This window comes from Pseudonocardia sp. ICBG601 (genome assembly GCF_020496245.1).
Genome location: NZ_JAHLJA010000152.1, coordinates 153,877 through 177,442 on the forward strand (window position 1 = coordinate 153,877; position 23,566 = coordinate 177,442).

Annotated in this window: 26 protein-coding genes and 7 tRNA genes; 17 read left to right on the forward strand and 16 right to left on the reverse strand. The window is 71.8% G+C overall.

Going from position 1 to position 23,566, the window contains the following annotated elements; genetic code table 11:
• Positions 1 to 512: 512 nt before the first annotated feature.
• Positions 513 to 2,180, forward strand: a complete 1,668-nt coding sequence (locus KPL57_RS51020; protein ID WP_226357649.1) for an AIPR family protein — start codon at positions 513 to 515, stop codon at positions 2,178 to 2,180.
• Positions 2,181 to 2,568: 388 nt separating this feature from the next.
• Positions 2,569 to 2,814, forward strand: coding sequence for a tyrosine-type recombinase/integrase (locus KPL57_RS51025; RefSeq protein WP_226357650.1), 246 nt, complete (start codon positions 2,569 to 2,571; stop codon positions 2,812 to 2,814).
• A 95-nt stretch (positions 2,815 to 2,909) separates the two neighbouring features.
• Here KPL57_RS51025 and KPL57_RS51030 read toward each other — a convergent pair.
• The 4 genes from KPL57_RS51030 to KPL57_RS51045 all read right to left on the reverse strand — a co-directional run bounded on the left by KPL57_RS51030 (position 2,910) and on the right by KPL57_RS51045 (position 5,204).
• Positions 2,910 to 2,981 (reverse strand) — tRNA-Val (locus KPL57_RS51030).
• Between the two features lie 62 nt (positions 2,982 to 3,043).
• Complete coding sequence (locus KPL57_RS51035) at positions 3,044 to 3,571, reverse strand: TIGR02611 family protein (RefSeq protein WP_226357651.1); 528 nt, start codon at positions 3,569 to 3,571, stop codon at positions 3,044 to 3,046.
• 26 nt (positions 3,572 to 3,597) lie between these two features.
• Entirely contained in the window at positions 3,598 to 4,500 is a 903-nt protein-coding gene (locus KPL57_RS51040; protein ID WP_226357652.1) for an anti-sigma factor, read from the reverse strand.
• A 26-nt stretch (positions 4,501 to 4,526) separates the two neighbouring features.
• On the reverse strand, positions 4,527 to 5,204 hold the full coding sequence (locus KPL57_RS51045; protein WP_226357653.1) for an RNA polymerase sigma factor: 678 nt from the start codon (positions 5,202 to 5,204) through the stop codon (positions 4,527 to 4,529).
• A 278-nt stretch (positions 5,205 to 5,482) separates the two neighbouring features.
• Between KPL57_RS51045 and KPL57_RS51050 the strand changes: the two genes are divergently transcribed.
• From KPL57_RS51050 to KPL57_RS51080, 7 genes are all read left to right on the forward strand, one after another.
• Positions 5,483 to 5,911, forward strand: coding sequence for an SsgA family sporulation/cell division regulator (locus KPL57_RS51050; RefSeq protein WP_020624097.1), 429 nt, complete (start codon positions 5,483 to 5,485; stop codon positions 5,909 to 5,911).
• Positions 5,912 to 6,067: 156 nt separating this feature from the next.
• Positions 6,068 to 6,140 (forward strand) — tRNA-Gly (locus tag KPL57_RS51055).
• Between the two features lie 19 nt (positions 6,141 to 6,159).
• Positions 6,160 to 6,234 (forward strand) — tRNA-Val (locus tag KPL57_RS51060).
• A gap of 256 nt (positions 6,235 to 6,490) precedes the next feature.
• Positions 6,491 to 6,563: transfer RNA gene (locus tag KPL57_RS51065), tRNA-Gly, on the forward strand.
• A gap of 30 nt (positions 6,564 to 6,593) precedes the next feature.
• Positions 6,594 to 6,665: transfer RNA gene (locus KPL57_RS51070), tRNA-Cys, on the forward strand.
• A 1-nt stretch (position 6,666) separates the two neighbouring features.
• Positions 6,667 to 6,741: transfer RNA gene (locus tag KPL57_RS51075), tRNA-Val, on the forward strand.
• Between the two features lie 143 nt (positions 6,742 to 6,884).
• Entirely contained in the window at positions 6,885 to 7,739 is an 855-nt protein-coding gene (locus tag KPL57_RS51080; RefSeq protein ID WP_226357654.1) for a hypothetical protein, read from the forward strand.
• 4 nt (positions 7,740 to 7,743) lie between these two features.
• Here KPL57_RS51080 and KPL57_RS51085 read toward each other — a convergent pair whose 3' ends face one another.
• A complete protein-coding gene (locus KPL57_RS51085; RefSeq protein WP_226357655.1) occupies positions 7,744 to 8,490 on the reverse strand; it encodes an SDR family oxidoreductase in 747 nt (248 codons plus the stop codon).
• Positions 8,491 to 8,604: 114 nt separating this feature from the next.
• On the opposite strand from KPL57_RS51085, the gene KPL57_RS51090 reads away from it, so the two are divergent.
• A tRNA-Gly gene (locus KPL57_RS51090) sits at positions 8,605 to 8,680 on the forward strand.
• A 2-nt stretch (positions 8,681 to 8,682) separates the two neighbouring features.
• Here the strand turns inward: KPL57_RS51090 and KPL57_RS51095 are convergent.
• Complete coding sequence (locus KPL57_RS51095) at positions 8,683 to 9,501, reverse strand: SDR family oxidoreductase (RefSeq protein WP_226357656.1); 819 nt, start codon at positions 9,499 to 9,501, stop codon at positions 8,683 to 8,685.
• A 71-nt stretch (positions 9,502 to 9,572) separates the two neighbouring features.
• Here KPL57_RS51095 and KPL57_RS51100 point away from each other — a divergent pair, with 71 nt between their 5' ends.
• Positions 9,573 to 10,064, forward strand: a complete 492-nt coding sequence (locus KPL57_RS51100) for a pyridoxamine 5'-phosphate oxidase family protein (protein WP_226357657.1) — start codon at positions 9,573 to 9,575, stop codon at positions 10,062 to 10,064.
• Here the strand turns inward: KPL57_RS51100 and KPL57_RS51105 are convergent.
• Positions 10,061 to 10,468, reverse strand: a complete 408-nt coding sequence (locus KPL57_RS51105; protein WP_226357658.1) for a hypothetical protein — start codon at positions 10,466 to 10,468, stop codon at positions 10,061 to 10,063. The genes KPL57_RS51100 and KPL57_RS51105 overlap by 4 nt on opposite strands.
• 75 nt (positions 10,469 to 10,543) lie before the next feature.
• On the opposite strand from KPL57_RS51105, the gene KPL57_RS51110 reads away from it, so the two are divergent.
• Positions 10,544 to 10,798: a type B 50S ribosomal protein L31 gene (locus KPL57_RS51110; RefSeq protein WP_226357659.1), complete on the forward strand. Its 255-nt coding sequence runs from the start codon at positions 10,544 to 10,546 to the stop codon at positions 10,796 to 10,798.
• A gap of 21 nt (positions 10,799 to 10,819) precedes the next feature.
• Positions 10,820 to 11,122, forward strand: a complete 303-nt coding sequence (locus KPL57_RS51115) for a hypothetical protein (RefSeq protein ID WP_226357660.1) — start codon at positions 10,820 to 10,822, stop codon at positions 11,120 to 11,122.
• 65 nt (positions 11,123 to 11,187) lie between these two features.
• Here the strand turns inward: KPL57_RS51115 and KPL57_RS51120 are convergent, their stop codons facing one another.
• Both KPL57_RS51120 and KPL57_RS51125 read right to left on the reverse strand, forming a co-directional pair.
• Positions 11,188 to 12,531, reverse strand: coding sequence for an FAD-dependent oxidoreductase (locus tag KPL57_RS51120; RefSeq protein WP_226357661.1), 1,344 nt, complete (start codon positions 12,529 to 12,531; stop codon positions 11,188 to 11,190).
• Positions 12,532 to 12,588: 57 nt separating this feature from the next.
• On the reverse strand, positions 12,589 to 13,464 hold the full coding sequence (locus KPL57_RS51125) for a metallophosphoesterase (RefSeq protein ID WP_226357662.1): 876 nt from the start codon (positions 13,462 to 13,464) through the stop codon (positions 12,589 to 12,591).
• 161 nt (positions 13,465 to 13,625) lie between these two features.
• On the opposite strand from KPL57_RS51125, the gene KPL57_RS51130 reads away from it, so the two are divergent.
• Positions 13,626 to 14,927, forward strand: coding sequence for a cytochrome P450 (locus KPL57_RS51130; protein WP_226357663.1), 1,302 nt, complete (start codon positions 13,626 to 13,628; stop codon positions 14,925 to 14,927).
• 2 nt (positions 14,928 to 14,929) lie between these two features.
• On the opposite strand, the gene KPL57_RS51135 is transcribed toward KPL57_RS51130, so the two are convergent.
• Positions 14,930 to 15,415 carry a DUF6069 family protein gene (locus tag KPL57_RS51135; RefSeq protein WP_062395952.1) on the reverse strand — a complete coding sequence of 162 codons (486 nt, stop codon included), beginning with the start codon at positions 15,413 to 15,415 and terminating at the stop codon, positions 14,930 to 14,932.
• Positions 15,416 to 15,518: 103 nt separating this feature from the next.
• Positions 15,519 to 16,592, reverse strand: a complete 1,074-nt coding sequence (locus KPL57_RS51140; protein WP_226357664.1) for a phosphotransferase family protein — start codon at positions 16,590 to 16,592, stop codon at positions 15,519 to 15,521.
• 141 nt (positions 16,593 to 16,733) lie between these two features.
• Here KPL57_RS51140 and KPL57_RS51145 point away from each other — a divergent pair, with 141 nt between their 5' ends.
• Positions 16,734 to 17,210: an SRPBCC family protein gene (locus KPL57_RS51145; RefSeq protein ID WP_226357665.1), complete on the forward strand. Its 477-nt coding sequence runs from the start codon at positions 16,734 to 16,736 to the stop codon at positions 17,208 to 17,210.
• A 30-nt stretch (positions 17,211 to 17,240) separates the two neighbouring features.
• Here the strand turns inward: KPL57_RS51145 and KPL57_RS51150 are convergent, their stop codons facing one another.
• From KPL57_RS51150 to KPL57_RS51160, 3 genes are all read right to left on the reverse strand, one after another.
• A complete protein-coding gene (locus KPL57_RS51150) occupies positions 17,241 to 17,723 on the reverse strand; it encodes a DUF3037 domain-containing protein (protein ID WP_226357666.1) in 483 nt (160 codons plus the stop codon).
• Complete coding sequence (locus tag KPL57_RS51155; protein WP_226357667.1) at positions 17,720 to 18,601, reverse strand: HipA family kinase; 882 nt, start codon at positions 18,599 to 18,601, stop codon at positions 17,720 to 17,722. The genes KPL57_RS51150 and KPL57_RS51155 overlap by 4 nt, the downstream gene beginning before the upstream one ends.
• Positions 18,602 to 18,745: 144 nt before the next feature.
• The gene (locus tag KPL57_RS51160; protein ID WP_073574136.1) at positions 18,746 to 19,213 is read right to left on the reverse strand and encodes a DoxX family protein; all 468 of its coding nucleotides are present in this window, start codon (positions 19,211 to 19,213) and stop codon (positions 18,746 to 18,748) included.
• Positions 19,214 to 19,686: 473 nt separating this feature from the next.
• Between KPL57_RS51160 and pgi the strand changes: the two genes are divergently transcribed.
• Together pgi and KPL57_RS70885 are read left to right on the forward strand one after the other, a co-directional pair.
• Positions 19,687 to 21,357: a glucose-6-phosphate isomerase gene (gene pgi, locus KPL57_RS51165; protein ID WP_374203905.1), complete on the forward strand. Its 1,671-nt coding sequence runs from the start codon at positions 19,687 to 19,689 to the stop codon at positions 21,355 to 21,357.
• A 47-nt stretch (positions 21,358 to 21,404) separates the two neighbouring features.
• Positions 21,405 to 22,076, forward strand: a complete 672-nt coding sequence (locus KPL57_RS70885) for a phosphatase PAP2 family protein (protein ID WP_226357669.1) — start codon at positions 21,405 to 21,407, stop codon at positions 22,074 to 22,076.
• A 27-nt stretch (positions 22,077 to 22,103) separates the two neighbouring features.
• Here KPL57_RS70885 and KPL57_RS51175 read toward each other — a convergent pair whose 3' ends face one another.
• Together KPL57_RS51175 and KPL57_RS51180 are read right to left on the reverse strand one after the other, a co-directional pair.
• On the reverse strand, positions 22,104 to 22,682 hold the full coding sequence (locus KPL57_RS51175) for a hypothetical protein (protein WP_226357670.1): 579 nt from the start codon (positions 22,680 to 22,682) through the stop codon (positions 22,104 to 22,106).
• 24 nt (positions 22,683 to 22,706) lie between these two features.
• Positions 22,707 to 23,513, reverse strand: a complete 807-nt coding sequence (locus tag KPL57_RS51180; RefSeq protein ID WP_226357671.1) for an Fpg/Nei family DNA glycosylase — start codon at positions 23,511 to 23,513, stop codon at positions 22,707 to 22,709.
• Positions 23,514 to 23,566 lie beyond the last annotated feature (53 nt).

Genomic DNA, 23,566 nt, shown 5'->3' on the forward strand with positions numbered 1-23,566 from the left:
CCGGTAATCTACCTAAACACCGCTCTCCTAATGCGAACCAGGCTCACTGCCTGCCTGTGTGTCCCGCTCGGGCTTTCGGTCGCCAGCCCACCCGCTGCCACGTCGCGTCAGCGGGTACCCGGGCCGTTCCGAGGCGGACGTGTCTCGGCGCCAGCCAATCCCTCGTGCTTGCCGAGTGCCATCCCGTCGACCTGCTGCAAGCCGACCGCGCGGGCGGCCGTGGGCGGCCCGCGAGGCAACTGCCGGCCGATCTCGTCAAGCTCCGCCCACGGTTGTCCGTGTGGTAGCCCGGAGGGAGGTCGGCGGGATGGCACACCCCCATCCCGGAGATCTGCCTGCCCGGCGAGGGTGGCCCTGCGTTATGACGCTTGATCGTAACGCGAGGACTGTCACGCACGACATCCACTTGCCACCCCCCCCGGATGCAGGAGATGTGAGACGTGCCGCCGACTGGTACTCAGACGCTAATTAAGACGCTATTCAATCAGTGGCACACAACAAATACACCAAGCATGGACGCCGACAGCGCCTGGGAAGTATTCGTTTCGTACTTACTGATCAGAGATCACGACGTAACGCTTGATGTTATCCGTAGTGGAATCGTGGACGGCTCGAATGACGGCGGAATTGATGCTGTCTATTCGGTTCTCGAAGGGACCGTACTAGAGACTGACGCATCGATTCTGGATAATCCGTCAGTCGCAAAGAGCTACCCGGAAGGGCTAGCTCTAGAACTTCATGTCATCCAGAGCAAGAATACTAACGGGTTCAGTCAGACAGCGGTCACCAAGCTACAGTCGACATTGACTGCCGTACTTGATCTAAGCCGCTCCCTTGACTCTCTAAGTGAAGAGATTCGAGCAGAGGTATTGGAGAGATTCGACATCTTTCGTCGATCTCTTACGAATCTTCTTGTTCGGCGCCCTCGCGTGTCGATCAGCATTTACGTCGCGTCACACGGGATTGCAGAGAAGGCTCCCGAGAACTACGCCGCCAGCGTCCGCCGTCTGGAAGGCGACATCGGAGATCTGCTTCCAGTCGCACGAGTCACGGTGGAATCGATCGGCGCCGAGCAGCTATGGCGGCTCTACGACGTGAGATCGCCGGAAACCCTTGAACTTGAATGCGACGAACTGCTGTCGAGTGGGCAATCGTATATCGCCCTCGCACCTCTCTCGAAGTATATTGACCTCATCTGTGATTCAGACCTAACCGTCCGAAGGCACCTATTCGATGCAAACGTCCGCGACTATCAAGGTCAAGTAGCCGTGAATAAGGAGATCAGTGCGACGCTTCGAGACTCCAACAGTCCCGAGTTTTGGTGGCTGAATAACGGAGTCACGATCATCTGCGATGACGCTCACACTGTAGGCAAGAAGATCGCGCTCAGAAATATTCAGATCGTGAACGGCCTTCAGACATCGCATACCATCGCGCGCTGGTTTGCAGACGAACTAGAGAAGTCAGGCGACGGAACAGAGGCCGTGAAGCATAAGCGGCTCCTGGTTCGCGTGATTGTCGCGGACGAGGATCCAGTTCGCGACCGAATCATCCGAGCCACCAATAGGCAGACACCCGTACCCGACGCTTCTTTGCGCGCAACCGATCGTATTCAACGCCAGATCGAGCGCTACTTTGAGACGCGCGGATTGTTCTACGATCGCCGAAAAGGTTACTACAGGAACCTCGGAAAAGATCCTGCTAGCATCATTAGTATTGCATATCTCGGACAGGCAATGTACGCACTGGCGTACGGTCGCCCTGAGATTGCGCGCGGCAAGCCTAACTCACTGCTTGCTGAGGACGCGCGTTACCGACAGGCGTTCGACGAGACTGCCGATCTCGCGGTGTTCTATTGGGCAGCCCAGGTCCTGCGCGCAGTTGACTCGCATCTGCAGAGTCCAATGTCGCAGACCCGGTATCCCGAGCGGAGGTATCTGTCGCCAGTAATAGCTTTCGCCACGGTGACAAAGGCGTTGGGCGAGGCACCCCAGCACTGGACCACTCTGCTGCCGCTGGTTGCCAACGATAGACAGTTCTCCGACATGGAGCTTGAAGAAGTCGCAGCCACAGTCAAAGGGGCGCTCGACAAGTTTACAGACGAACATTCTACAACCCCGTCAGAGGCCACTAAGCGACAGCCATTCACACAATACTTGGCGGCACTCCTGACGAAATAGTCTCGCGGTGCGGATGGCACTTCAGCCGCGCGGGGACCGGCCGGAGGCCGCATGCCCCGCGCGGCGGCGGACCGTAAGAACACAGGCCAGTCGGCGCCGAAGGCGCCGCTTGATGCTGCATGGAGAGTTTCGACACCGACGCGCTTCGGCTCCAGGTCCCGACTCGCCGAGCGGCTGAGATCGGCTAAGCCGAACGCACCGGTCTTCGCCAACGAGGTCGGGGCCACCGCTGCGACGGACCCTGTTCCGGTCGCGGATCTGGCGACCCTCGCTCGTCCGGGCGGGCCTGCTCGGCGGAGTATCACCTGTCGGCGATCGGTACCGGGCGCGGTGGACCGACGCCGCGGGCACGGAGCACACGGAGGACTTCCGGACCAAGTCCCCCGCTGTGCACCACGTCGCACGACACCAGTCCGGCGGGCTGCGGTTCCACGACCTGCGCCACTCGTACGCCACCTGGCTCGTCGACGACGGCGTCCCGCCGAACATGGTGCAGCGGGTCCTGGGCCACGAGCGGTCCTCGACGACGCTGGACCTCTACACCCGGCGGACCGACAACAGCGAGCGCATCCTCCAGGCCCTCGACGACGAGGACGATCCGGACGACGGCGGAGCGTCCGTCGCTCCGGAATGAGCGATGCTCCGGAAATGCTCCGGGAACACCTCGGGGAACGACGAAACCCCTGGTCACATCCGGCTCGTCGAGCCTGTGACCAGGGGTTTTGACTGTGGGCGATACTGGGATCGAACCAGTGACCTCTTCGGTGTGAACGAAGCGCTCTCCCCCTGAGCTAATCGCCCTCAGCGGTGAAACCAACTCTACACAGCCCGTCCGACCGCCGTTCACGGGGGTCACCCGTGGATCACTGCGGGCCTGTGACCAGCTCCGATCCCGGAACGGGCACCGGCGGGGGCGGCGGCTGGATCAGCGGCAGCAGCGGCGAGTGCAGCCACTCCCAGTGGATCCCCACCCAGCCGCCGGCCGTCTCGAAGATCCCGAACAGCCACGCGCACACCGCGACCGTGCCGAGGATCAGCGTCATCACCAGCAGCTGCACGACACGGTTCTGGCGGCCCATCCAGGCCACCCAGCCGTCGTAGCGGACACGGACCCAGTGCAGGAGCCGCTGCGCCCAGCCGAACTCGGCGGCGAGCACGCCCAGGCCGAGGAAGATGATCGCCCAGCCGGGGCCCGGCGCGGGCAGCGCGATGATCCCGATGATCACGATCGCGGTGCCGAGGACCCCCATGGTGATGCGGTAGGTCAGGTCCAGCACCGGGTTGCGGGCCACGCGGGCCCGGAACACGCGGTAGCGGACCTTCGCCCGCCGGTACTTCTTGCGGATACCGGTGTACCGGCGCCCGGAGGTGGTCCTCCCGGACGCCGGCACACCGACGTCGTTCTTCTCCGTCGTACTCAGGTCTCCACCTGCCCGGCCGCGACTACCTTGGTCGGCGCGGGGGGAGCCTCCCTTCCGCGCTCGAGCGAGACGGCGTATGTCCCGTAGCTCCCGCTGTCGGGCGATTCTACGGACACCGGTCCCGACTGCCCCGCTCGCACGTCGAACGTGCCGACCGCGCGCGGAGTTCCGTCACCGTTGAGTCCCCACAGGACATAGGTCTGGTCCGCGGTCTCGTTGGGGTCCAGCCCCATCGGCATGACCTCGCGCTGTCCGTCCTTCACGACGACCGCGGCCACCATCGGCGCCCCCGGCTCCGCGGAGAGGAAGGCGTGCGGTGTGCCGGGCTGCGCGATGGCGGAGAGTACGTCGCGCAGCTCCTGGGCCTGCGCGAGGCTCGCGTCCCGCTCAGCCTGCAGCGACTGGATCTGCCCGAACGCCGCTCCCCCGCCCACGATCACCGCGAGTGCGACCGCCGCGACGACCAGGACCCGTCCGGGGCGGCGCAGCCACCCGTTCCGGGCCGGACCTCGTCCGGCGCCTCCCGACGGGCGTGTCGCGGGCCCGGTGGACCGCTCGGACCGCGCAGGGCGGGCGCGCGGCGCGGCGTCGCCGGCCCGCGGCCCCTCGTAGGCGGTGCCGTCGGCGGAGGACGTCTCGTCGCGCAGGGCGTGCCGCGGCACCGCGCGGTCGGACTCGCGTCCGACCTGCGGGGTCTGCCGGGCCTGCTCCAGGATCGACTCCCGCAGCGACGGCGGCGGCTCGACCTGCGGCACCGCGCTACCGAGCACGGTCGTCGTCTCGGCGACGTCCGCGGCGAGCCGTCGGCATTCGTCACAGCCCTCGAGGTGCTGCACCACCTCGATCTCCTCGTCGGGCTCGAGAGCGTGGAGCGCCCACCCGACCGTCTGTTCGTTCATCGGACAGGCCCTCCCCTCGTTGCCGTTCACGACAGCCCTCCTGCCAGGTCTCCCCCGGCCTCCCCGAGCACGGGTCCCAGCAGGTTCCGAAGCTTGGCCACCCCGGTGAACATGCGGGACTTCACGGTGCCCAGCGGCACCCCGGTCATCGCGGCCACCTCGCGTTGGGTGTAGCCGCCGTAGTACGCCAGCGCGAGGACCTTCCGCTGGTCGGCGGGCAGCTGACCGAGCGCGTCGCGCACCTGGCCCGCGACGAGCGCGCCGATGGCCCCCTCGTCGGCGCCCGGGCCGGGCGGGGCGTTCCACTCCGCGCCGTCGTCCGACGCCGGGACGGTGCGGCGCCGGATGGCGCTCTCCCGGCGGACGGCGTCGACGGACTTGTGGTGCACCAGGGTCAGCAGCCAGGTGCCGAAGCGGCCCTTGGCCGGGTCGAAGCGCGACGGGTCGCGCCAGAAGGCCAGGAAGACCTCCTGCACGACGTCCTCGGCCAGCCCCTCGTCGGCACAGATGCGCCGTGCGAGGGAGTAGGCCTGACGCCCGAAGCGGTCGTACAGCTCACCCAGTGCGGTCGAGTCGCCGGACACGATCCGTTGCACGAGTCGCGTGTCCCCGGCGTCGTCACGACGCGACGGGTCACGGCGCGCGGCAGGGCCGGCGGCCCGCCCGTGCTCGGGGCGGTCCGGCGGATCGGCGATGCCTGCCACCAGCGTTGTCCTCACGATTGCTGTATTCGGTGCCCGCACCCGTTCCGGTTCGGACTCCGACGAGAGTAGTCGTCATGGGCTTCCCGGCTCACACGCCAGGACGTCGCCAAGCCCGTTCAGCCCTGTCGTCGCACGCAGCGAGTTACACCGTTGTGACTCGATCGGGGGTCATCCCACGGTGATCCACGTTCTTGCGCATCGAACCCGTCACCCCGAGGCCTTCTCTCTCGTTCCCACACTGACGCCCCACGCAACGCCCCCACGAAAGAGGATCACCGATGCGCGACGAGTCCAAGACGATCCGGGCGACGGCCATGTTCGAGCTCATCGCTCCGGACGCGCCTGTCGTGCCTGTGAAGGTCGAACTGTCCTACACGAGCCGCGACCCCTACGCCGTGCAGGCCTCGTTCAAGACCGGCCACGACACCACGGTCGACTGGGTCTTCGCCCGCGACCTGCTCGGCGACGGCCTGGTCGACTCCGCCGGCACCGGCGACGTCCGGGTGCAGCCGATGAGCGACGACCCGACCCGGATCGAGCTCGAGCTCACCTCCCCCTCGGGCCACGCCCTGTTCACCACCTCCGCGGCGACGCTGTCGGAGTTCCTGCAGGCGACCTACGACGCCGTGCCCGCCGCCGCCGAGTACTCGTGGCTCGACTTCGACGCCGCCCTCGCGGACCTGCTCGACACCACCGCCCGGGACTGACCCGACGTACCCCACCACCGGGCGGAGCCCGTCTCCGCACGTGAGAGGACATCCGGTGGTGGAGAGAGGGGGCGGTCGGACCCCCCTCGGGGCGGGTGCTAGTGTTCTCTCACCGCACCGCGGACGGGCCTCACGGCCCGGGACGCGGTGCACGGTGCGGACGTAGCGCAGCTGGTAGCGCATCACCTTGCCAAGGTGAGGGTCGCGGGTTCGAATCCCGTCGTCCGCTCGGAGACTTCTCTTCTCACGCGCGATTAGCTCAGCGGGAGAGCACTACCTTGACACGGTAGGGGTCACTGGTTCAATCCCAGTATCGCGCACCAATTTCCCGGATCCCCGGGGCCGCACATCGGCCCCGGGGATCTCGCTTTTCCGGATGTGCCCGGGCACGAGCGGATGCGACGACGCGGTCGGCCGAATGCCCGCGGCGCGCTCCCCCGGCCGCCTCCGGCCGTCGTGGCGCCGCTGACCTGGACGGACGATCATCGGGTACCCCCTCGACAGCGGCCACGGACGGTGCGCTACTGTTCTCCCAACGCACCGGGAACTTGCGGAAACGCCTCGGGAACGGTGCGACATGCGGACGTAGCGCAGCTGGTAGCGCATCACCTTGCCAAGGTGAGGGTCGCGGGTTCGAATCCCGTCGTCCGCTCTGCCGGGCCCCGACAGCAGGCCGGTTTCCGGCGGCGTGGCCGAGTGGCTTAGGCAAGGGCCTGCAAAGCCCTGTACGCGGGTTCGATTCCCGCCGCCGCCTCGCGCGATTAGCTCAGCGGGAGAGCACTACCTTGACACGGTAGGGGTCACTGGTTCAATCCCAGTATCGCGCACCATTCCCGGATCCCCGGGGCCGGAAGTCCGGCCCCGGGGATTCTGCTTTCCGGACTCATCAACATTGACGAAGATGCCCAGCCGGGGCTAATGAAGGTCCACACCCCCACGACGACGGAGCAGTTCCGACGTTCGGGGGTACACGATGACCAGTCCGCAGCAGCGCCACGGTGCACGTCCGCACCAGTCGCCCGACTCCTCCCCTGCTCCGCAGTTCGATCCGCCGGCTGGGCAGGCTCCGTGGTGGGCCATTCCGGCCCAGCGCACCACCGAATCCACCCCCGTGGTCCCGCCCCGCGTCCGCGGTCCGCGCTGGACGCTCGCCTTGGCCATCGGAGTGGTGGCGACGATGGCGGTCATCGGCGCGGCGGTCGTGTCCACCGGCCCGCGCGACAGCGCTCAGACCGACACGGCCGCGGCACCTGCGGCTGCCGCACCGACCTACGCCTACAGCGCCCCGACGACGTCAGCACCGCCTCCGGATCCTGCGCCGCAGAGCTTCACGGGGACAGGAGACGAGGTCGTGCGCCTCGACTCTCCCCGTGACACGGCGGTCGTCACGTTCTCCTGCAAGGACTGCTCCAGCAATGTGATCGTCAAGTCGGACGAGGACACCCTCGTCAACGAGATCGGGAGCTATTCCGGGACGACCTTGTACGGCATCCGGGGATCGTCGTCGACTGCTCCCCTCACTCGGCTCCAGATCACTGCGGACGCCGCATGGACGCTGACGATCGGAGGCATCGACACGGCACGCGAGGTCGGCTCCTTCCCGGTGAAGGGCTCCGCGGACGACGTCATCATGGTCGACTCCCCTCGCGACGTCGCCCGCCTCACGCACGATGGCGACAGCAACTTCGTCGTGTACGCCATCAGCGGCTCCGACTCCGACCTGGTCGTGAACGAGATCGGCGCGTACGAGGGGACCGTCATACTTCCCGCCGACGGTGGGCGCCTTTTGCTCGTCATCACCGCCGACGGGAACTGGACAGTCGACTGAGGGCTCAGCGCACCTGTTCCACCGGGCGCACGAGCATCTCGTTGACCGCCGCATGCCGCGGGCGGGTCACGATGTAGACGACGGCGTCGGCGATGTCGGCGGGCTCCAGCACCCCGCGTTCGCCCTTCGAGGTCGCGTCCGGCGCGTACTCCGCACCCGAGGTCGTCATCTCCGAGGCGACCAGGCCGGGCTCCACGAGGCCGACCCGCACGTGGCGTTCGGCGTACTCCTGGCGCAGCGCCTCGCAGAACGCGCCGACCCCGTGCTTGGTGGCCGCGTAGACGTTGCTCTCCGGCGACGGGACCCGGCGCCCGGCCACCGAGCTGATCGTCACCACGTCGGCGACGCCGCGCGGCCCACCGGCCGCCGTCGCCAGGTGCGGCAGGGCCGCGTGCGTCGTCGACAGGACGCCCGTGAGGTTGACGTCGATCATCGTGCGCCAGTCCGCGACGTCGGCCTCGGCCGCCGGGCCCCAGGACCCGGAGCCGGCGTTGTTGACGAGGACGTCCAGCCCGCCGTGCTGCTCGACCACCGCCGCGACGGCGGCGTGCAGCGCGTCGTCGTCGGTGACGTCCACCGGGTGCACCGACGCCCTCGGCAGCTCCGTCGCCAGCTCCTCGAGGCGCTCCCGGCGCCGGGCCAGCAGCGCCACCGTCGCCCCCTCGGCGGCCAGCGCCCGGGCGGTCGCCTCACCGATTCCGCTCGACGCACCCGTCACGATCACCGTCGTCCCGTCCAACCGTCCGCTCATGACAGCGGGGTACCCGCGGACCCGGCCACGTACTGATCATCGCCGGGGGTGCGGCGCGGCGCCCGGGAGCGAGTGCGTTATCGTGGGCCGGCACGCGCCGGGGACGGTGCGACTGCGGACGTAGCGCAGCTGGTAGCGCATCACCTTGCCAAGGTGAGGGTCGCGGGTTCGAATCCCGTCGTCCGCTCCACATCACCAGGGTCGCCACCCGTTCCGGTGCCGGGCGAACCCACCCTCCGAGTCGATCACCTGTCCGGTGATCCAGGCCGCCTCGTCGGTGCACAGCCACGCGATCAGCCGGGCCGGGTCGTCGGGCTCGCCGAACCGGCCGAACGGGAACATCGGGGCCATCGCCCGGAACGCCTCCGCGCCGAGGTAGCCGGTGTCGACCGGCCCCGGGTTCACCGTGTTGACCCGCAGACGTCGGTCCGCGAGCTGGTCGGCGAGGGTCGGGGTGATGCCCGCGACGGCCGACTTCGCCGCGGCGTAGGCCACTTCGCCGGGCATCGGCCCGCGTGCCTGCCCCGAGGTGAGCAGGACGGCCGCGCCGCCGGGGCGGGTGTCGTCGTGCGCGTTCGCCCATGCCTGGACCAGCAGGATCGACGCGCGGGCGTCGACCGCCCAGTGCCGGTCCAGCTCGTCGGACAGCTCCCCCAGCGGACCGTCGGAACCCGACAGGGCCTGGTTGGCGACGAGCAGGTCGACCGGCCCGGCGAGCTCCCGGGCGGCGTCGAGCAGGAGCTGCGGCGCGGCCGGGTCGGCGAGGTCGGCGTGCACCCCGGCGACCGGCGCCGTCGCGTGCCCCCGGACCTGCGCGAGAGCGGCGTCGACGTCGTCGGCACCCCACTCCTGCGCCGCGTCGTGCGGGGCGAAGTGGTGCACGACGACGGCCGCGCCGTACGCGGCGAGCCGGCAGGCGGTCGCATGCCCGATCCCGCCGCGCCGGCCGCCTCCGGTCACGAGCGCGGTGCGGCCGCGCAACGGCATCGGGTCCCGGCGCAGGGTGCTCACGCCCCGACCCTGGCCGACCGGCACCCGTTCGCGCGAGCGGAATCGTCGGTGCCCTGCCCTACCGTGCCGCCATGACGACATGGACGGAGTTCGTGACCGCGGCGCCCACGATCTCCGAGGTCTTCGCGCGCCGCCACGCCGCCGCCGGGAGCCTCGCCATGCTGGGCACCCTGCGCGCGGACGGCTTCCCCCGGGTGTCCCCCGTCGAACCGCGGGTGTTCGAGGGCGAGCTGTGGCTGAGCGGCATGCCCGGGACCCGCAAGTTCGACGACCTGCGCCGCGACCCGCGGTTCACCCTGCACACCGCGACCGTCGACTCCCGGGTCACCGAGGGCGACGCCAAGATCTGGGGCACCGTGCACGACGTGCGCGACCCGGAGCTGCACCAGCGCTTCGCCGAGGCGCTGTACGAGGAGATCGGGCTCGACCTGCGCGGCCGGGAGTTCGGCTTCTTCCCGGCCGCCGACATCCTGGGCGGGTCCTCGGTCCGGGTCGGCGGCGGCCACATGGACGTCACCGTGTGGCGGGCCGGTGGGACCGAGGAGGTGGTCCGCAAGCACTAGCCGCGGGCGGTCTCCGGGGTGATCGCGCAGCGCAGCCGCGCGGGCAGCGCCTGCGGGTCGGGGGCGCCGCCGTCCTGGAGCCAACGGGTCACCGCACGCACGTCGTCGGTGCTGCGGACCGGGCCGACCGCGACCACCGGCGACTCGGGACGGGTGCGGGCGGCGTCGCACGCCTGCACCAGCACCATCAGCCCGGGCCGCCGCGCCGCGCAGACCCCCGGCCCGAGCCGGCACCCCGCGGTCACGAGCACCCCCTGGGCACTGTCCTGCACCACCGCGCGCAGACCCTCGACCAGCACCTCGTCGACGCCGGGCAGGGCCGCGACGGTGCCGTGCGCGTCCTCGTCGAACCCCGACGGCGCGTGGGCGCAGGCCCCGCACCGGACCACCGTGAACCCGTCCACCGGCACCCCTTCCTGCAAACAGTAATCGTTGCCGATTACAGTCGACGGTAACACCCGCGAAGCAGGAGGAACACCGTGAAGCCCGGCATCCACCCCCCGTACGGTCCGGTCGTCTACCGCGACACGTCCACCGGCGACGAGTTCCTGACCCGGTCGACCGAGACCTCGCGCGAGACGATCGAGTGGTCGGACGGGAACACCTATCCCCTGATCAAGGTGGACACGACCTCGGCGTCGCACCCGTTCTGGACGGGCAACGCCCGGGTGCTCGACGCCGCGGGCCAGGTCGAGAAGTTCCGCCGCCGCTTCGGGGAGCGCACGCGCGGCTAGGCCCGCGTAGCGTCGGGAGGCATGCGCCACCGCCGTCGCGAACGGGTCCAGGTCGTCACCGACCTGACCGAGCCGCTGACGGTCGAGCACGGTCGTCGCATCCGGATCCGGCTCGTCGCGATGGTGGTGTGGATCGCGGGCTGGATCGTCGCCGGCGCCCTGTGGCGCGACGGCTGGCTGGCCACCGCGATCCTGCTGACCAGCGGCCCGGGGCTGTGGATCCTGTGGTGGCTGTTCGTCCCGTCCCGGGAGCGGGGACGGCGCGAACCGGTCGGGCGCCGGGCCCCGCGGGCACTGCCCGCGCCGCGGGACCCGCGGGAGTGATCGGGTGGGCGGCCGCGGGGTTCCGCGACCACCCACCCCGGCATCCGGCGTCGTGGGCCGGAGGGTCATCCCGTCCTGCTGATCTCCACCATGTCCTCGCGCGGCACGACCTTCGTCCGCTCGCGGCCGCGTGCCTCGCCGAGGCCGCGCTCGTGCTTGTCGAGCGCGAGCCAGCCGGTCCAGGTCGTGTACGCCACGCCCCGGCGCTCCAGCAGCGCGTCGACCTCGGCCGGGTCGCGGCGGGGCGCCCGGGGCAGCTGCGGCGCGTCGACCAGCAGGCTCGCGACGGTCTCCGAGGCGCAGCCCTTGGTGTGCCCGATCAGCCCGACCGGGCCGCGCTTGATCCAGCCGACGGCGTAGACGCCGGGCAGTTCCTGACCGTCGATGTCGTGCACCCGCCCCTTGCGGTGCGGCAGCACGCCGCGCTCGTGGTCGAAGGGCAGCCCGGCCAGGTGCGAGCCGGTGTAGCCGATCGCCCGGTAGACCGCACCGACCGGGATGTCGGTGAACTCGCCGGTGTCGCGGACGTCGCCGTGGCCGGTGTACTCGGTGCGCTCGATCCGGATGCCCTCGACGCGGTCGGTGCCGAGGATCCGCTCGGGGCGCGAGAGGAAGTGCAGGTGCACCCGGCGGGGATCGCCGCGCCGGTCGCGCAGCGCCCACCCCTGCAGGGTCCGCACCACCATCTCGACGTGCTTGGCCGAGCGGACCTCGGCGGCGGCGACGTCGTCGAACTCGACGTCGGCCGGGTCGACGACCACCTCGACGCCCGGCACGTGGTCGAGCTCGCGCAGCTCCATCGGGCTGAACCGGGCGTGCGCGATCCCGCGGCGGGCGAACACGTGCACGTCGGTGGCCGGGTTGACCGCGAGCCCGGCGTGGACCGAGTCCGGGATCTCGGTGCCCGACAGACCCTCGGCGGTGCTCGCCAGGATCCGGGCGACGTCCAGGGCCACGTTCCCGGCGCCGATCACCGCGACCGACGACGCGTCGAGCGTCCAGTCCCGGGGCACGTCGGGGTGGCCGTCGTACCACTGCACGAAGCGGGCGGCGCCGTGGCTGCCCGGCAGGTCGACGCCGGGGACGTCGAGATCCCGGTCCCGCTCGCAGCCGGTGGCCGCGATGACCGCGTCGTAGTGGTCGCGCAGGTCGGACAGGGTGATGTCGGTCCCGAAGTGGACGTTGCCGAACAGCCGCACGCCGGGGCGGTCCAGCACGCGGTGCAGGGCGTGCACGATCTGCTTGATCCGCGGGTGGTCCGGGGCGACGCCGTAGCGGACCAGCCCGAACGGGGCGGGCAGCTTCTCGAACAGGTCCACGGCGACGTCGGCATCGGACTTCAGCAGGGTGTCGGCGGCGTAGATGGCGGCCGGACCGGCGCCGATCACGGCGACGCGCAGCGCAGTCATCGTTCTCCTCGGGTGTCGACGGACCCCCGAGGCTATAGCAAGGTAAGCCTTACCTAACTATGATGCAGGCAACACCGTGTACGGCAACAGGTCCGGGAAGTGGCCGCCGACCCGCTCGGAGTGGCGTCGCCACTCCCGCGGGTAGCCCAGCGACACCTCGACGAACGGGACGCCGTCGACGGTGACCGTCCGCGGGATGTGCAGGTGGCCGTGCACGACCACCCGCGCCCGGTAGCGGCGGTGCCAGTCCGCCGTCGCCGTCGTGCCGCACCAGAGCGCGAACTCCGGGTACCAGAGGACGTCGCAGGGCTCGCGGACCAGCGGCCAGTGGTTGACCAGCACCGTCGGCAGGTCCGGGTCGAGCGCGTCGAGGCGGGCCGCCGTCGAGGCCACCCGGGCCGCGGACCACTCGGCCCGCGTGGCGTACGGGGCCGGATGGAGCAGGTACTCGTCGGTGCAGACGACACCGGCGGCGTAGGCCGCGGCCAGCCCCTCCTCCGACGTCGTGGTGCCGGCGGGCAGGAACGAGTAGTCGTAGGGCACGAACAGCGACGCGACGACGGCCGGTCCGCCCGGGCCGTCCCACACCGGCCACGCGTCCTCCGGGGTCAGCACCCCGACCTCCCGGCAGCGGCGGACCAGCTCGTCGTAGCGGGCGACGCCGGCGAGCTGCTCGACCGCGTCGGCCCGGGCGTTCTTGGCGCGGGTCCAGAGCTCGTGGTTGCCCGGGGTCCACAGCACCTGCGCGAAACGCTCCCGCAGCACGGCGAGCGTCGCGACGACGCTCTCGATCCGCTCGTCGACGTCACCCGCGACGATCAGCCAGTCCCCGGGGTGTGCCGGGTGCAGCCCCGCGGCGATGTCGGCGTTCTCCGCGTGCCGCACGTGCAGGTCACTGACCGCGAGCAGGCGCGGCTCCCCGACGGCGGTCACCCGCCATTGGTACCCGGTGGGGTCCGGGCCACCGTCCGCCGGGGCCGGAAACGTACCTACCCGCGGTAACTTACTGCTGGTAGCTTCGGAACCGAGCTCGACGACGAGGCGGGGAGGCCGGGATGGCGGCATCGCGGGGCGTACGACGATGGATCCGGTGGGTGCTGCGGCACGGGGCGATGCGGCGGGAGGTGACCCGCCAGGCGGCCAAGGGTGACCTGGGCGCGCACATGATCATCAACCCGGACGCGGTCCGGGACCCGTACCCGGCCTACGAGCAGATCCGTGAGCAGGGCCGGATGGTGCGTTCCGCGCTGACCTGGACCACGGTCGACCACGAGATCACCACCGAGGTGCTGCGCAGTCCCGACTTCTGCGTCGGCCTGCGCATGCCGGAGAACGCGCCCGGCCTGCTGCGCGCGCTGCTCGCCGCGGGCGGGACCTGGCCGCTCGGGCCGGCCGAGCCGCCGTCGCTGCTGTCGATCGACCCGCCGGACCACAACCGGGTCCGCAAGCTGGTCACCCGCTCGTTCAGCGCCAAGGCGATCTCGTCGCTGCGCGGGCGCACCGAGGAGGTCGCCGCACAGCTGCTCGCCGACCTGGAGGCCCGCACCGGCGCCGACCGGCGGGCCGACGTCATCTCCGGCTACGCCTCACTGCTGCCCGCGACCGTCATCGTCGAGATGCTCGGGGCGCCGGTGGAGATGCGGGAGAAGTTCCTCGAGTGGGGCGAGGGCGGCGCCTACTCCCTCGACATGGGCCTGGACTACGCGACGTTCCGCCGCACCGAGCGCGACATCGATGCCCTCACCGACTGGATGACCGGGCACTTCGAGCGGCTGCGCCGCGAGCCCAACGACTCCATCCTGTCCTCGCTGGTCGCCGCCTACGACCAGGAGGAGGGCCGGCTCACCCACGACGAGCTGCTGTCGCTGGCGATGCTGCTGCTCGCCGCCGGGTTCGAGACGACGGTCAACCTCATCGGCAACGGCACCCGACTGCTGCTGACCCACCCCGACGAGCTCGCCCGGCTGCAGGCCGACCCGGCGCTGTGGCCGAACGCCGTCGACGAGGTCCTGCGCTACGACTCCCCCGTCCAGCGCACCGGGCGCGTCGCCGCGCGCGACACCGAGGTGTGCGGGTTCCCGGTCAAGCGGGGCGCGCTGGTGCTCACCCACCTCGGCGGCGCGAACCGCGACCCGGACGTGTTCCCCGACCCCGCCCGGTTCGACGTCGGGCGCGCGGGCGCGGACCGGCACGTGGCGTTCAGCCAGGGGATCCACTACTGCCTGGGTGCGGCGCTGGCGAAGATGGAGGGCGAGGTCGGGCTGCGGGCACTGTTCGACCGCTACCCCGACCTGCGCGCCGACGGCCCGGCCGAGCTGCGCGGGACCCGGGTGCTGCGCGGCTACCGGACGCTGCCGGTCCGCCTGGGCGACGCCCGGGTCCCCGTCGACGCCTGAGCTCAGGCCCGGTTGGTGGCGCTGGTGACCGTCGTCGTCACCAGGCTGATGATCGACATCCCGATCACGAGGTGGATCACCGCGGTGGCGATGCGGACGGTCCAGGGTTGCTCGGTGAGGATCAGCGGGGACACCGCGGCCAGCGCGGTGAGCAGCCCCGCGATCCAGCCGAAGTAGGACATCGGGCTCGGCACCGCGACCAGCAGCAGGTGCGCGAGCCCGGTGGCCGCCAGCCCGGCGACCGCCGCCCAGATCGCGAGGCTCTGCGCCGCGGCCCAGCCGTCGAGCGGCTCGGAGACGGCCGGGGCCAGGTACGGGATCTGCAGCAGGACCTGCAGGATCAGCAGCCCCACCAGGGCGATCAACGCGGCGATCACCGCCGTCGCCACACCGCCGGCCCACAGCCGACCGGGGTTCACCCCGCTGCGGGGACGCGGCCGGGCGGTCTCCCGGCTCATCTCTCGGGTGCGGTCGTCGGCCTCGGACATCGTCGTACTCCCCCGGTCGCGGACGGGCCGTGCGCGGCGTCGGTGTGGCGCGGCGCGACGGGGACCACCCGGGCCCGGGTGATCACCTGTGGTGGGCAGCAGACTACGCCCCGCGAGGACGCCCCGTCGGCCCGCGCCGCAACGCGGCGAGCGCGGCCTCCGCGTCGGCGACCACGCGCTCACGACGGCGCTCCAGGGCCTCCCCGGACTCGGCGTCCGAGCCCATGTTGCCCTGGGCGTAGCGCGTCCAGACCCCGGTCCCGATGCAGGCACAGCGCCAGTGCGCGAACGCCACCCAGTACGGCAGCTGGTCCAGCGCGCGCCCGGAGCGCTCGGCGTAGCGGGTGGCGACGAGGTCGCGGTCGGGCCAGCCGGGCGCCGCGGTCGGGCCGCTGGTGATCGCGGGCAGCGTGTCGCCCGGACGCTCCCAGGACGCCAGCAGCCACCCCAGGTCGGCCAGCGGCTCTCCCAGGGCCGCGAGCTCCCAGTCGAAGACGCCGGTGATCCGGCCGCCGCGGAACGACAGGTTCCCCGGCCGGAAGTCGCCGTGCGCGATCCGCGGCCCGCCGGCCGGCTCCGGCGGCATCGCCTCGACCAGCGCGGCGTGTGCGGCGTCGAGCGCGGCGAGGTCGGTGAACGCGCCCGCGTGCGCCTGCCGGTGCCAGCGGCGCAGCTGCCGTTCCAGGTAGCGGCCGGGCCGCTGCAGGTCGCCGAGCCCCACCTCGGCCGGGTCGACGGCGTGCAGCGCCGCGAGCACCTCGGCGGTGTCGAGACCACAGGCCCGCCGCTCCGGTTCCGGGACGGCCTCGCCCGCGGCACGGTCCCCCGGTACCACCCCGTCCACCCAGCCCATCAGGTAGAAGCCGGCGCCCAGCACCGCGGTGTCCGCGCACAGGGCGACCGGCTCCGGCACCGGGACCGCGGTGCCGGCCAGCGCGGTCAGGAAGCGCCACTCCCGGCCCATGTCGTGCGCGGTGGCGAGCACACCCCCGGTCGGCGGGCGGCGCAGCGCGTACGGCGTGCCGCGGGCGTCGGTGACCCGGAAGGTCAGGTTGGAGTGCCCGCCGGAGATCCGCTCCACGGCCACCGGGCCGTCGCCGAGCTCGACCTGCGGCACCTCGGCGGCCAGCCAGCGGGTCAGGGCGACCGGGTCCACCCCGTCGTGTGCGTCGGTCATCCCCCGATGCAACATGATCGCCCCCCGCGCCGACCACCCCCGTTTCGGGCGCGACGATTGCGGGCACCTCTCCCCTGATCATGACCGGTCGCGTCCGGCGCACCCCGGCGCCGTCGACGACGACCGGTGGGAGAGGAACCCGTGAGCGACCAGATCACCGTCACCCGCACCGTGTCCGCCACCCCGCAGCAGCTGTTCGCGCTGCTGTCGACCCCCACCCGGCACCAGGAGATCGACGGCGCCGACATGCTGCGGGGCGTCGAGGGCTCGACGGAGATCAGCGGTGTCGGCGACGAGTTCGTGATGAACATGCACAACGGCGACCTCGGCGACTACCAGATGAAGAACACCGTCACGTCCTTCGAGAAGGACCGCGTGATCGGCTGGGCGCCGTCGCTGCACCCGATCGACGCGAAGAAGGACACGATCGGCGACGTCCGCGCCGAGGGCCACACCTACACCTGGCACCTCGCGCCCGAGGGCGACGGCACGACGGTCACCCAGGTCTACGACTGGAGCGGCGTGCAGGACCAGGACTTCCGCGGCTTCTTCCCGATGCTCAGCGAGGACCAGCTCGCGGACTCGATCGAGAAGGCCGGACGGGCCGCCTCCTCCTGAGACCGTCCACACCCGACGGCGCCGCACCGGTCACCGGGCGGCGCCGTCGTGCGTTCCGGGGGCACCGGCCGGAGCCGTGTCCTGCGACAGCGGCAGCACGAGCCGGGCCAGCAGCCGTTCGGCCTCCGCGGCCGGGTCCGCGGTGAGTCCGGTGTGGACCGGGCCGGGGCACACGATGGTGCTGCGCGCGGTGGTGAGACGCCGGAAGCGGCGTCCGATGTCCTCCCCCGCGCCGGGCCCGCGGGCGGCCAGCGCGCCGGTGGCGTGCCGGTCCGAGCGCGGCGGCTCGGGCACCGCGGCCACCGCGGCCACGGTCGCCAGCAGCTCGTCGACGGCGTCGGCGTCGGCGGCCGGGTCGAGCGCGGCCAGCCGGGCGCGGTCGAGGTGGACCCGCACCGCGAGGACGTCGCGGGCCCGGCAGTGCAGCAGCACCCCGGCGTTCATCGACTCCCCGCGCTCCACCCGCGGCACGACCCGCAGCAGCGCATACTCGTAGGCGACGAGGCCGCTCACCGGCCCTCACCGCCGCCGACTCCGCCGATCCGCAGCCAGGGCGGACGGCGTGGGGCACGGTCGACCGGCCGCGGCCTGCCCGCCGCCACCGTCGCGGCGACGCCCGGCAGCCAGTCCCCGCGCGCCGCGACCCGGGCCGCGAGCGCCTGCACGTAGGCGGCGCGCACGGCGTCGGGGGCCCCGACGCCGTCGACGTCGGCGATCCACTCGTCGGGGACCAGCGCCAGCACCCCCTCGAGCAGGTCCGGGGTGACCAGCGGGGCGAGTGCGGTGTCCGCGGCGTCGAGGTCGGGGTGGGCGCCGAGCAGCACGTGGTCACCGGCGTCGAACGGGCGGTGGGCGAACCGCGGCGCGGCCGACCAGTCGTGGGCGAAGGTGAGCGTCGCGCCGTGGTCGATCAGGTAGGGCCTGCGGTGCCAGAGCAGCATGTTCGAGTTGCGCCAGGAACGGTCGACGTTGCCGACGAGCGCGTCGAACCAGAGCACCCGGCCGGCGAACCCGGGCCCGACGTCGAACGCGACCGGGTCCAGGTCGAGCGCGCCGGGCAGGAAGTCGACGGCCAGGTTGAGCCCGTCGGAGTTCCGGAGCAGCTCCTGGACCTCCTCGTCGGGCTCGGTGCGCCCGAGCGTCCCGTCGACGACGATCGTCGCGATCCGCGGGACGGGCAGACCCAGCGCGCGGGCGAGCTCCCCGGAGACGATCTCGTTGACCAGCACCGGGCGGCCCTGCCCGGCGCCGGTGAACTTGACCGCGTAGGTGCCGAGGTCGTCGGCCTCCATCAGCCCGGGAAGCGACCCGCCCTCGCGCAGCGGGGTCACGTACCGGATCGCGGTCAGCCGGGGCAGCGCCCGCCCCTCGGTCGTCCGCTCGTGGCTCACCCGCGGAGGTTAGCGCCGGACACGGATGAGGCCCGCACCCCGTGGCGTCGGGGTGCGGGCCGTGGTCGCGCCCGCGGGCGGGCCGGGAGGAGGGTCACCGGCCCGCCCGGCTTCGGGGCGCGCGGGCGGGCCGGGAGGTACGGGTCAGACCGAGACGGTCTGGCGCGGGATCGCCTGGGTCTGCTCCATGCGGCGGGCCGCCTGGCGGGACAGGAGCTCGTCGACGCTGAACCGGCCCGGGCCGGTGGACATCAGGATCAGCGTGGCGCAGATGATCGTGCCGACGAGCGCCCAGCCGTTGTCGGCCATGAACAGGCCGTTCTTGCCGTGGACGAACCAGATCGCGCCGGCCATCACGAAGGTCATCATCGCGCCGGGCAGGACCATGCGGACGCCGAGGGCGACCGAGAGGGAGAACACGAGCTCGACCACGATCGTGAACGAGGCCGCGCCGATGGCCAGCGGGATGCCGAACTTCGCGAACACGGCGGCGGTGTCGAAGAGACCGGCGTCGATCTTCTTCCACGAGTGCATGACCATGATGTAGGCCAGCAGCAGGCGGGCGACGAGCAGCGCGACGTCGCGCGGGGTTCCGGTCAGGGAGCGGTACACGGTTCCTCCAGGTACGAGATGGTCACCGCGGGTGAGCTCGTCACCACGGAATGCACAAGACCCTAGAGGCACGAACGCGCTACGCCGCCCGGATCAGCCACACTGCGCGACGAGACGGCCGCAGCACGCGACGAGATGTACGCCACCGCGTGTCACCCGACCGGGGGTCGCTGTGGCCGGTGGCCCACACGGCACGACCGGTCGAGCGGTCGCCCCGATCCCGCGTCGTCGCAGGTCGCGGGCACACAGCGTGTCCCTGCCGGAGCGGGCATCACCCGGACGTCGCAGTGACCGGCGACGCACCCGCCACAGGATCACCGACGGTCGGGGCGGGGTGCAGCCCGGCGATCCGGACAGGCCGCTCGTCCCGCACGAACCTGCGCGCGACGGGCGGTACGCCCGAGCGGCCCAGTGACGTGCCGCCGGGTCGCGCCGTCGCGCTCGGACCCCCGCGCTGCGCAATGATGGCCGTCGTGTCCGACACGAACAGCCACGACATCACGGCGACCACGGAATGGACGGCGCTGACCGAGCACGCGGCGGAGGTCGAGCCGCGGCACCTGCGGTCGCTGTTCGACGACGACCCCGATCGCGCCGGCGCGCTCACCGCCACCGGGGCCGACCTGGTGCTCGACTACTCCAAGCACCGCATCACCCGCGAGACCGTCGGGTTGCTGACGGACCTGGCGCGGGCCGCCGGCCTGCCCGCCCGCACCGAGGCGATGTTCACCGGTGAGCACGTGAACACCTCCGAGGACCGGGCCGTCCTGCACACGGCGCTGCGGCTGCCGCGCGACGCGTCGCTCACCGTCGACGGCCAGGACGTCGTCGCCGACGTGCACGCCGTCCTGGATCGGATGGGCGAGTTCACCGACGCCGTGCGCTCCGGGGCGTGGACCGGGTCCACCGGGGAGCGGATCCGCACGGTGGTCAACATCGGAATCGGCGGCTCCGACCTGGGCCCGGTCATGGCCTACGAGGCGCTGCGCGACTACGCCCAGCGCGACCTCGAGTGCCGGTTCGTGTCCAACATCGACCCGACCGACCTGTACGAGAAGACCCGCGACCTCGCCCCGGCGACCACGCTGTTCGTCGTCTCGTCGAAGACGTTCACCACGCAGGAGACGCTGACCAACGCCCGCAACGCGCGGTCCTGGCTGCTGTCCGGGCTCGGGACCGACGACACCGGGGCCGTCGCGAAGCACTTCGCCGCGGTCTCCACGAACGCGGAGAAGGTGTCGGAGTTCGGCATCTCCACCGACAACATGTTCGGGTTCTGGGACTGGGTCGGCGGCCGCTACTCGCTGGACTCGGCGATCGGGCTGTCGCTGATGTGCGCGATCGGCCGCGAGCACTTCGCGGAGTTCCTCGCCGGCATGCACGCCATGGACGAGCACTTCCGGCGCACCCCGCTCGAGCAGAACCTGCCGGTGATCTCCGGGCTGCTCGGCGTCTGGTACGCGAACTTCTTCGGCGCCGACACCCGTGCGGTGCTGCCGTACTCCCAGTACCTGCACCGGCTGCCCGGCTACCTGCAGCAGCTGACCATGGAGTCCAACGGCAAGTCCGTGCGCGGCGACGGCACCCCGGTCACCACGACCACCGGCGAGATCTTCTGGGGCGAGCCGGGCACCAACGGCCAGCACGCGTTCTACCAGCTGCTGCACCAGGGCACCCGCCTCGTGCCGTGCGACTTCATCGGTTTCGCCCGCCCGCACCACGACCTGCCCGGCGAGGACGCGGCCGACTCCCACGACCTGTTCATGGCGAACCTGTTCGCCCAGTCCGCGGCGCTGGCGTTCGGCAAGACCGCCGCGGAGATCGAGGCCGAGGGCACTCCGGCCGACGTCGTGCCGCACAAGGTGATGCCGGGCAACCGGCCGTCGTCGACGATCCTGGCCGAGAAGCTGACCCCGTCGGTGCTCGGGCAGATCATCGCCTTCTACGAGCACGTCACCTTCGTCGAGGGCACGATCTGGGGCATCGACTCCTTCGACCAGTGGGGCGTCGAGCTCGGCAAGGTCATGGCCAAGCAGTTCGGCCCCGCGCTCCACGGCCCGAACCCGCCGGACGCCGCCGAGGCCGGTCTCGACGCGTCCACCGCCGCGCTGATCGGCCGCTACCGCGCCTGGCGCGGCCGCTGACGCACCTCTCCCGGCGGGCCGTCGTCCCGCCGGGAGAGAATCGGCCGGTGAACGATCCACGGTCGGCCCCGCTGCGGGCCCGCGTCACCGGTCCGGTCGCAGCGGTGCTGCTCGTCCTCGCGGCGGTGCTGCTCGCGCTGGCCGCGACCGGGGTGCTGCAGACCGCGGACACCGCGACCGCGGTCGGGCTGGCCGCGGACCGGGTCCCGGGCGTCACCGTGGTGGCGCTGATCGTCACCGAGATCGGCAACACCGTCGGGAGCACCGCGGTCGGGCTCGTCGGGGGCGCGGTGCTCGCGCTCCGGGGCCGGGCCGCCGCCGGTCTGTGCCTGGCCGCGACGCCGCCCGTCGCCAGCGTGGTGTTCACCGTGCTCAAGCAGCTCATCGACCGGCCGCGGCCGCCCGCGGAGCTGCAGGTCACGTTCATCGCGAACGAGTCGCTGCCGTCCGGGCACGCGACGATGGTCGCCGCCGCGTGGACCGCGCTGGTGCTGGCGCTGTGGCCGGTCCTGCGCTCCCGGGGGCGGACGCTGCTCACCGCGTTCGCCGTGCTGTGGGCGGGTGCCGTCGGGTTCAGCCGCCTCTACCTGGGCGTGCACTGGCTCTCCGACGTGCTCGCCGGGTGGACGCTGGGCGCGGCGCTCGCGTTCACCGGGGTGACGGTGCTGTCGCTGGTGCTCGCAAGGCGGACCCGGCGACCTGACACCGCCGCGGCCTGACCCGGCCGGGTCCCGTCCGGGCGCCGGTCAGCCCGCGGGGTCCTCGTCCGGCGTCCCGGCGCCGGTCAGGTCGCCGGTGATGCGCGTGGCCCGCTCCCCCGCCGCGGCGAGGGTGCGGGCGTGGTCGTGCCAGGCACCGATGTCGTCGCGCAGCCACGCCGTGCGCAGTGCCTCGGTCGCGGTCGTCCACTGCCGCAGCAGCGCGACCCCCTCGGCGGCTCCGCCTGCTCTCCGGTGGGTGCGCAGCGCACCGGTCATCGCGAGCACGGCACGCATCGCGGTCGCGACCTTCCCGGTGATCTCGATCGGCACCGGGAGCCCCGCTGTGGCGTGCGCGACGGCGGCGGCGCGGGTCAGCAGCAGCACCGCGGCCACGGTCCCGACCAGCACGACGACGGCCGCCACCCAGAACGCCGCCCCCGCCACCGGGGTGAACGCGAGCACCAGCACGACGAGCAGCAGCACGGGAACGACCCACCGGGCACCGCGGGCGGTCCGCACCAGGGTATGGGCGCGGCGCTGGGCCGCGGGGTCGGGTGGGGTGTCGTCGGCACGCACGAGGCCGCGGTCGAGGTAGAGCAGAGCGGTGTCGGACGCGTCCGGCATGGGGTGATTGTGCACGGCCCCCGGTCAGACCTGCTCCTGCGGGCACCACCACGTCGACCGTCCGCCGACGGTCCCGTGCACCATCTCCGCCCCGCAGCGCGGGCAGTGCCCGCCCGGGTGCCGGTGCTCGATGACCTCACCGGTGTGCACGCCACCGTTCGCGATGGCCCGCTCCAGCGCGCGGTCGAGGTTGCGGTGCAGCCGGTCCAGGTCGGTGCGGGTCAGGTCACGCACCGGGACCTTCGGCGAGATCCGCGCCTGCCACAGCGTCTCGTCGGCCAGCAGGTTCCCGACGCCGGCCAGCACGGACTGGTCGAGCAGCCGGGCCTTCACCGCCGACGTGCCGCGCAGCAGCCGGTCGCGGAACTCGGCCGGCTTCATGCCCTCCGCGTCGGGGCCGAGACCGGACAGGTCGGGGTCGAGCCGGACCCGGCCGAGACGGCGCTTGTCGAACAGCCGGAACTGCCCGCCGTCGTCGAAGGTCATGGTGAACCGGTCCCACTCGGCCTTGCGCGGCTGCCGGTCGGGGCGGGCGGGGCCGCCGCCGATGCGCTCTCCGTCGGAGTTGGTGACGACGATCCGTCCGCCCATCCCGAGGTGCACGCCGAGCGCGGGCCCGGCCTCGCCGTCGGCGGTCTCGGTGTCGCACCACATGGTCTTGCCGATCCGGTTCGCCCGGGTGAGCCGCCCGCCCTTCAGCGCCGAGGCGATGTCACCGGGCCGGTGCGGGCGGCAGACCCAGTCGTCGCGGTCGTCGACGGCGGTGATCGTGCGGCCGACGGCCTCGGCGAGGACCGTGCGTGCGTTCTCCACCTCGGGCAGCTCGGGCATGACGATCAGTGTGGCGTGGTCGGGGAACACCCGCGCGCCGGTCCGTCGTTGGG

Bases quoted from the DNA above. Each gene is read 5' to 3' on its own strand.
- KPL57_RS51020 (WP_226357649.1), top strand. From the start codon at position 513: ATGGACGCCGACAGCGCCTGGGAAGTATTCGTTTCGTACTTACTGATC.
- KPL57_RS51040 (WP_226357652.1), bottom strand. From the start codon at position 4,500: ATGAACGAACAGACGGTCGGGTGGGCGCTCCACGCTCTCGAGCCCGAC.
- KPL57_RS51050 (WP_020624097.1), top strand. From the start codon at position 5,483: ATGCGCGACGAGTCCAAGACGATCCGGGCGACGGCCATGTTCGAGCTC.
- KPL57_RS51080 (WP_226357654.1), top strand. From the start codon at position 6,885: ATGACCAGTCCGCAGCAGCGCCACGGTGCACGTCCGCACCAGTCGCCC.
- KPL57_RS51085 (WP_226357655.1), bottom strand. From the start codon at position 8,490: ATGAGCGGACGGTTGGACGGGACGACGGTGATCGTGACGGGTGCGTCG.
- KPL57_RS51100 (WP_226357657.1), top strand. From the start codon at position 9,573: ATGACGACATGGACGGAGTTCGTGACCGCGGCGCCCACGATCTCCGAG.
- KPL57_RS51115 (WP_226357660.1), top strand. From the start codon at position 10,820: ATGCGCCACCGCCGTCGCGAACGGGTCCAGGTCGTCACCGACCTGACC.
- KPL57_RS51120 (WP_226357661.1), bottom strand. From the start codon at position 12,531: ATGACTGCGCTGCGCGTCGCCGTGATCGGCGCCGGTCCGGCCGCCATC.
- KPL57_RS51135 (WP_062395952.1), bottom strand. From the start codon at position 15,415: ATGTCCGAGGCCGACGACCGCACCCGAGAGATGAGCCGGGAGACCGCC.
- KPL57_RS51140 (WP_226357664.1), bottom strand. From the start codon at position 16,592: ATGACCGACGCACACGACGGGGTGGACCCGGTCGCCCTGACCCGCTGG.
- KPL57_RS51175 (WP_226357670.1), bottom strand. From the start codon at position 22,682: ATGCCGGACGCGTCCGACACCGCTCTGCTCTACCTCGACCGCGGCCTC.
- KPL57_RS51180 (WP_226357671.1), bottom strand. From the start codon at position 23,513: ATGCCCGAGCTGCCCGAGGTGGAGAACGCACGCACGGTCCTCGCCGAG.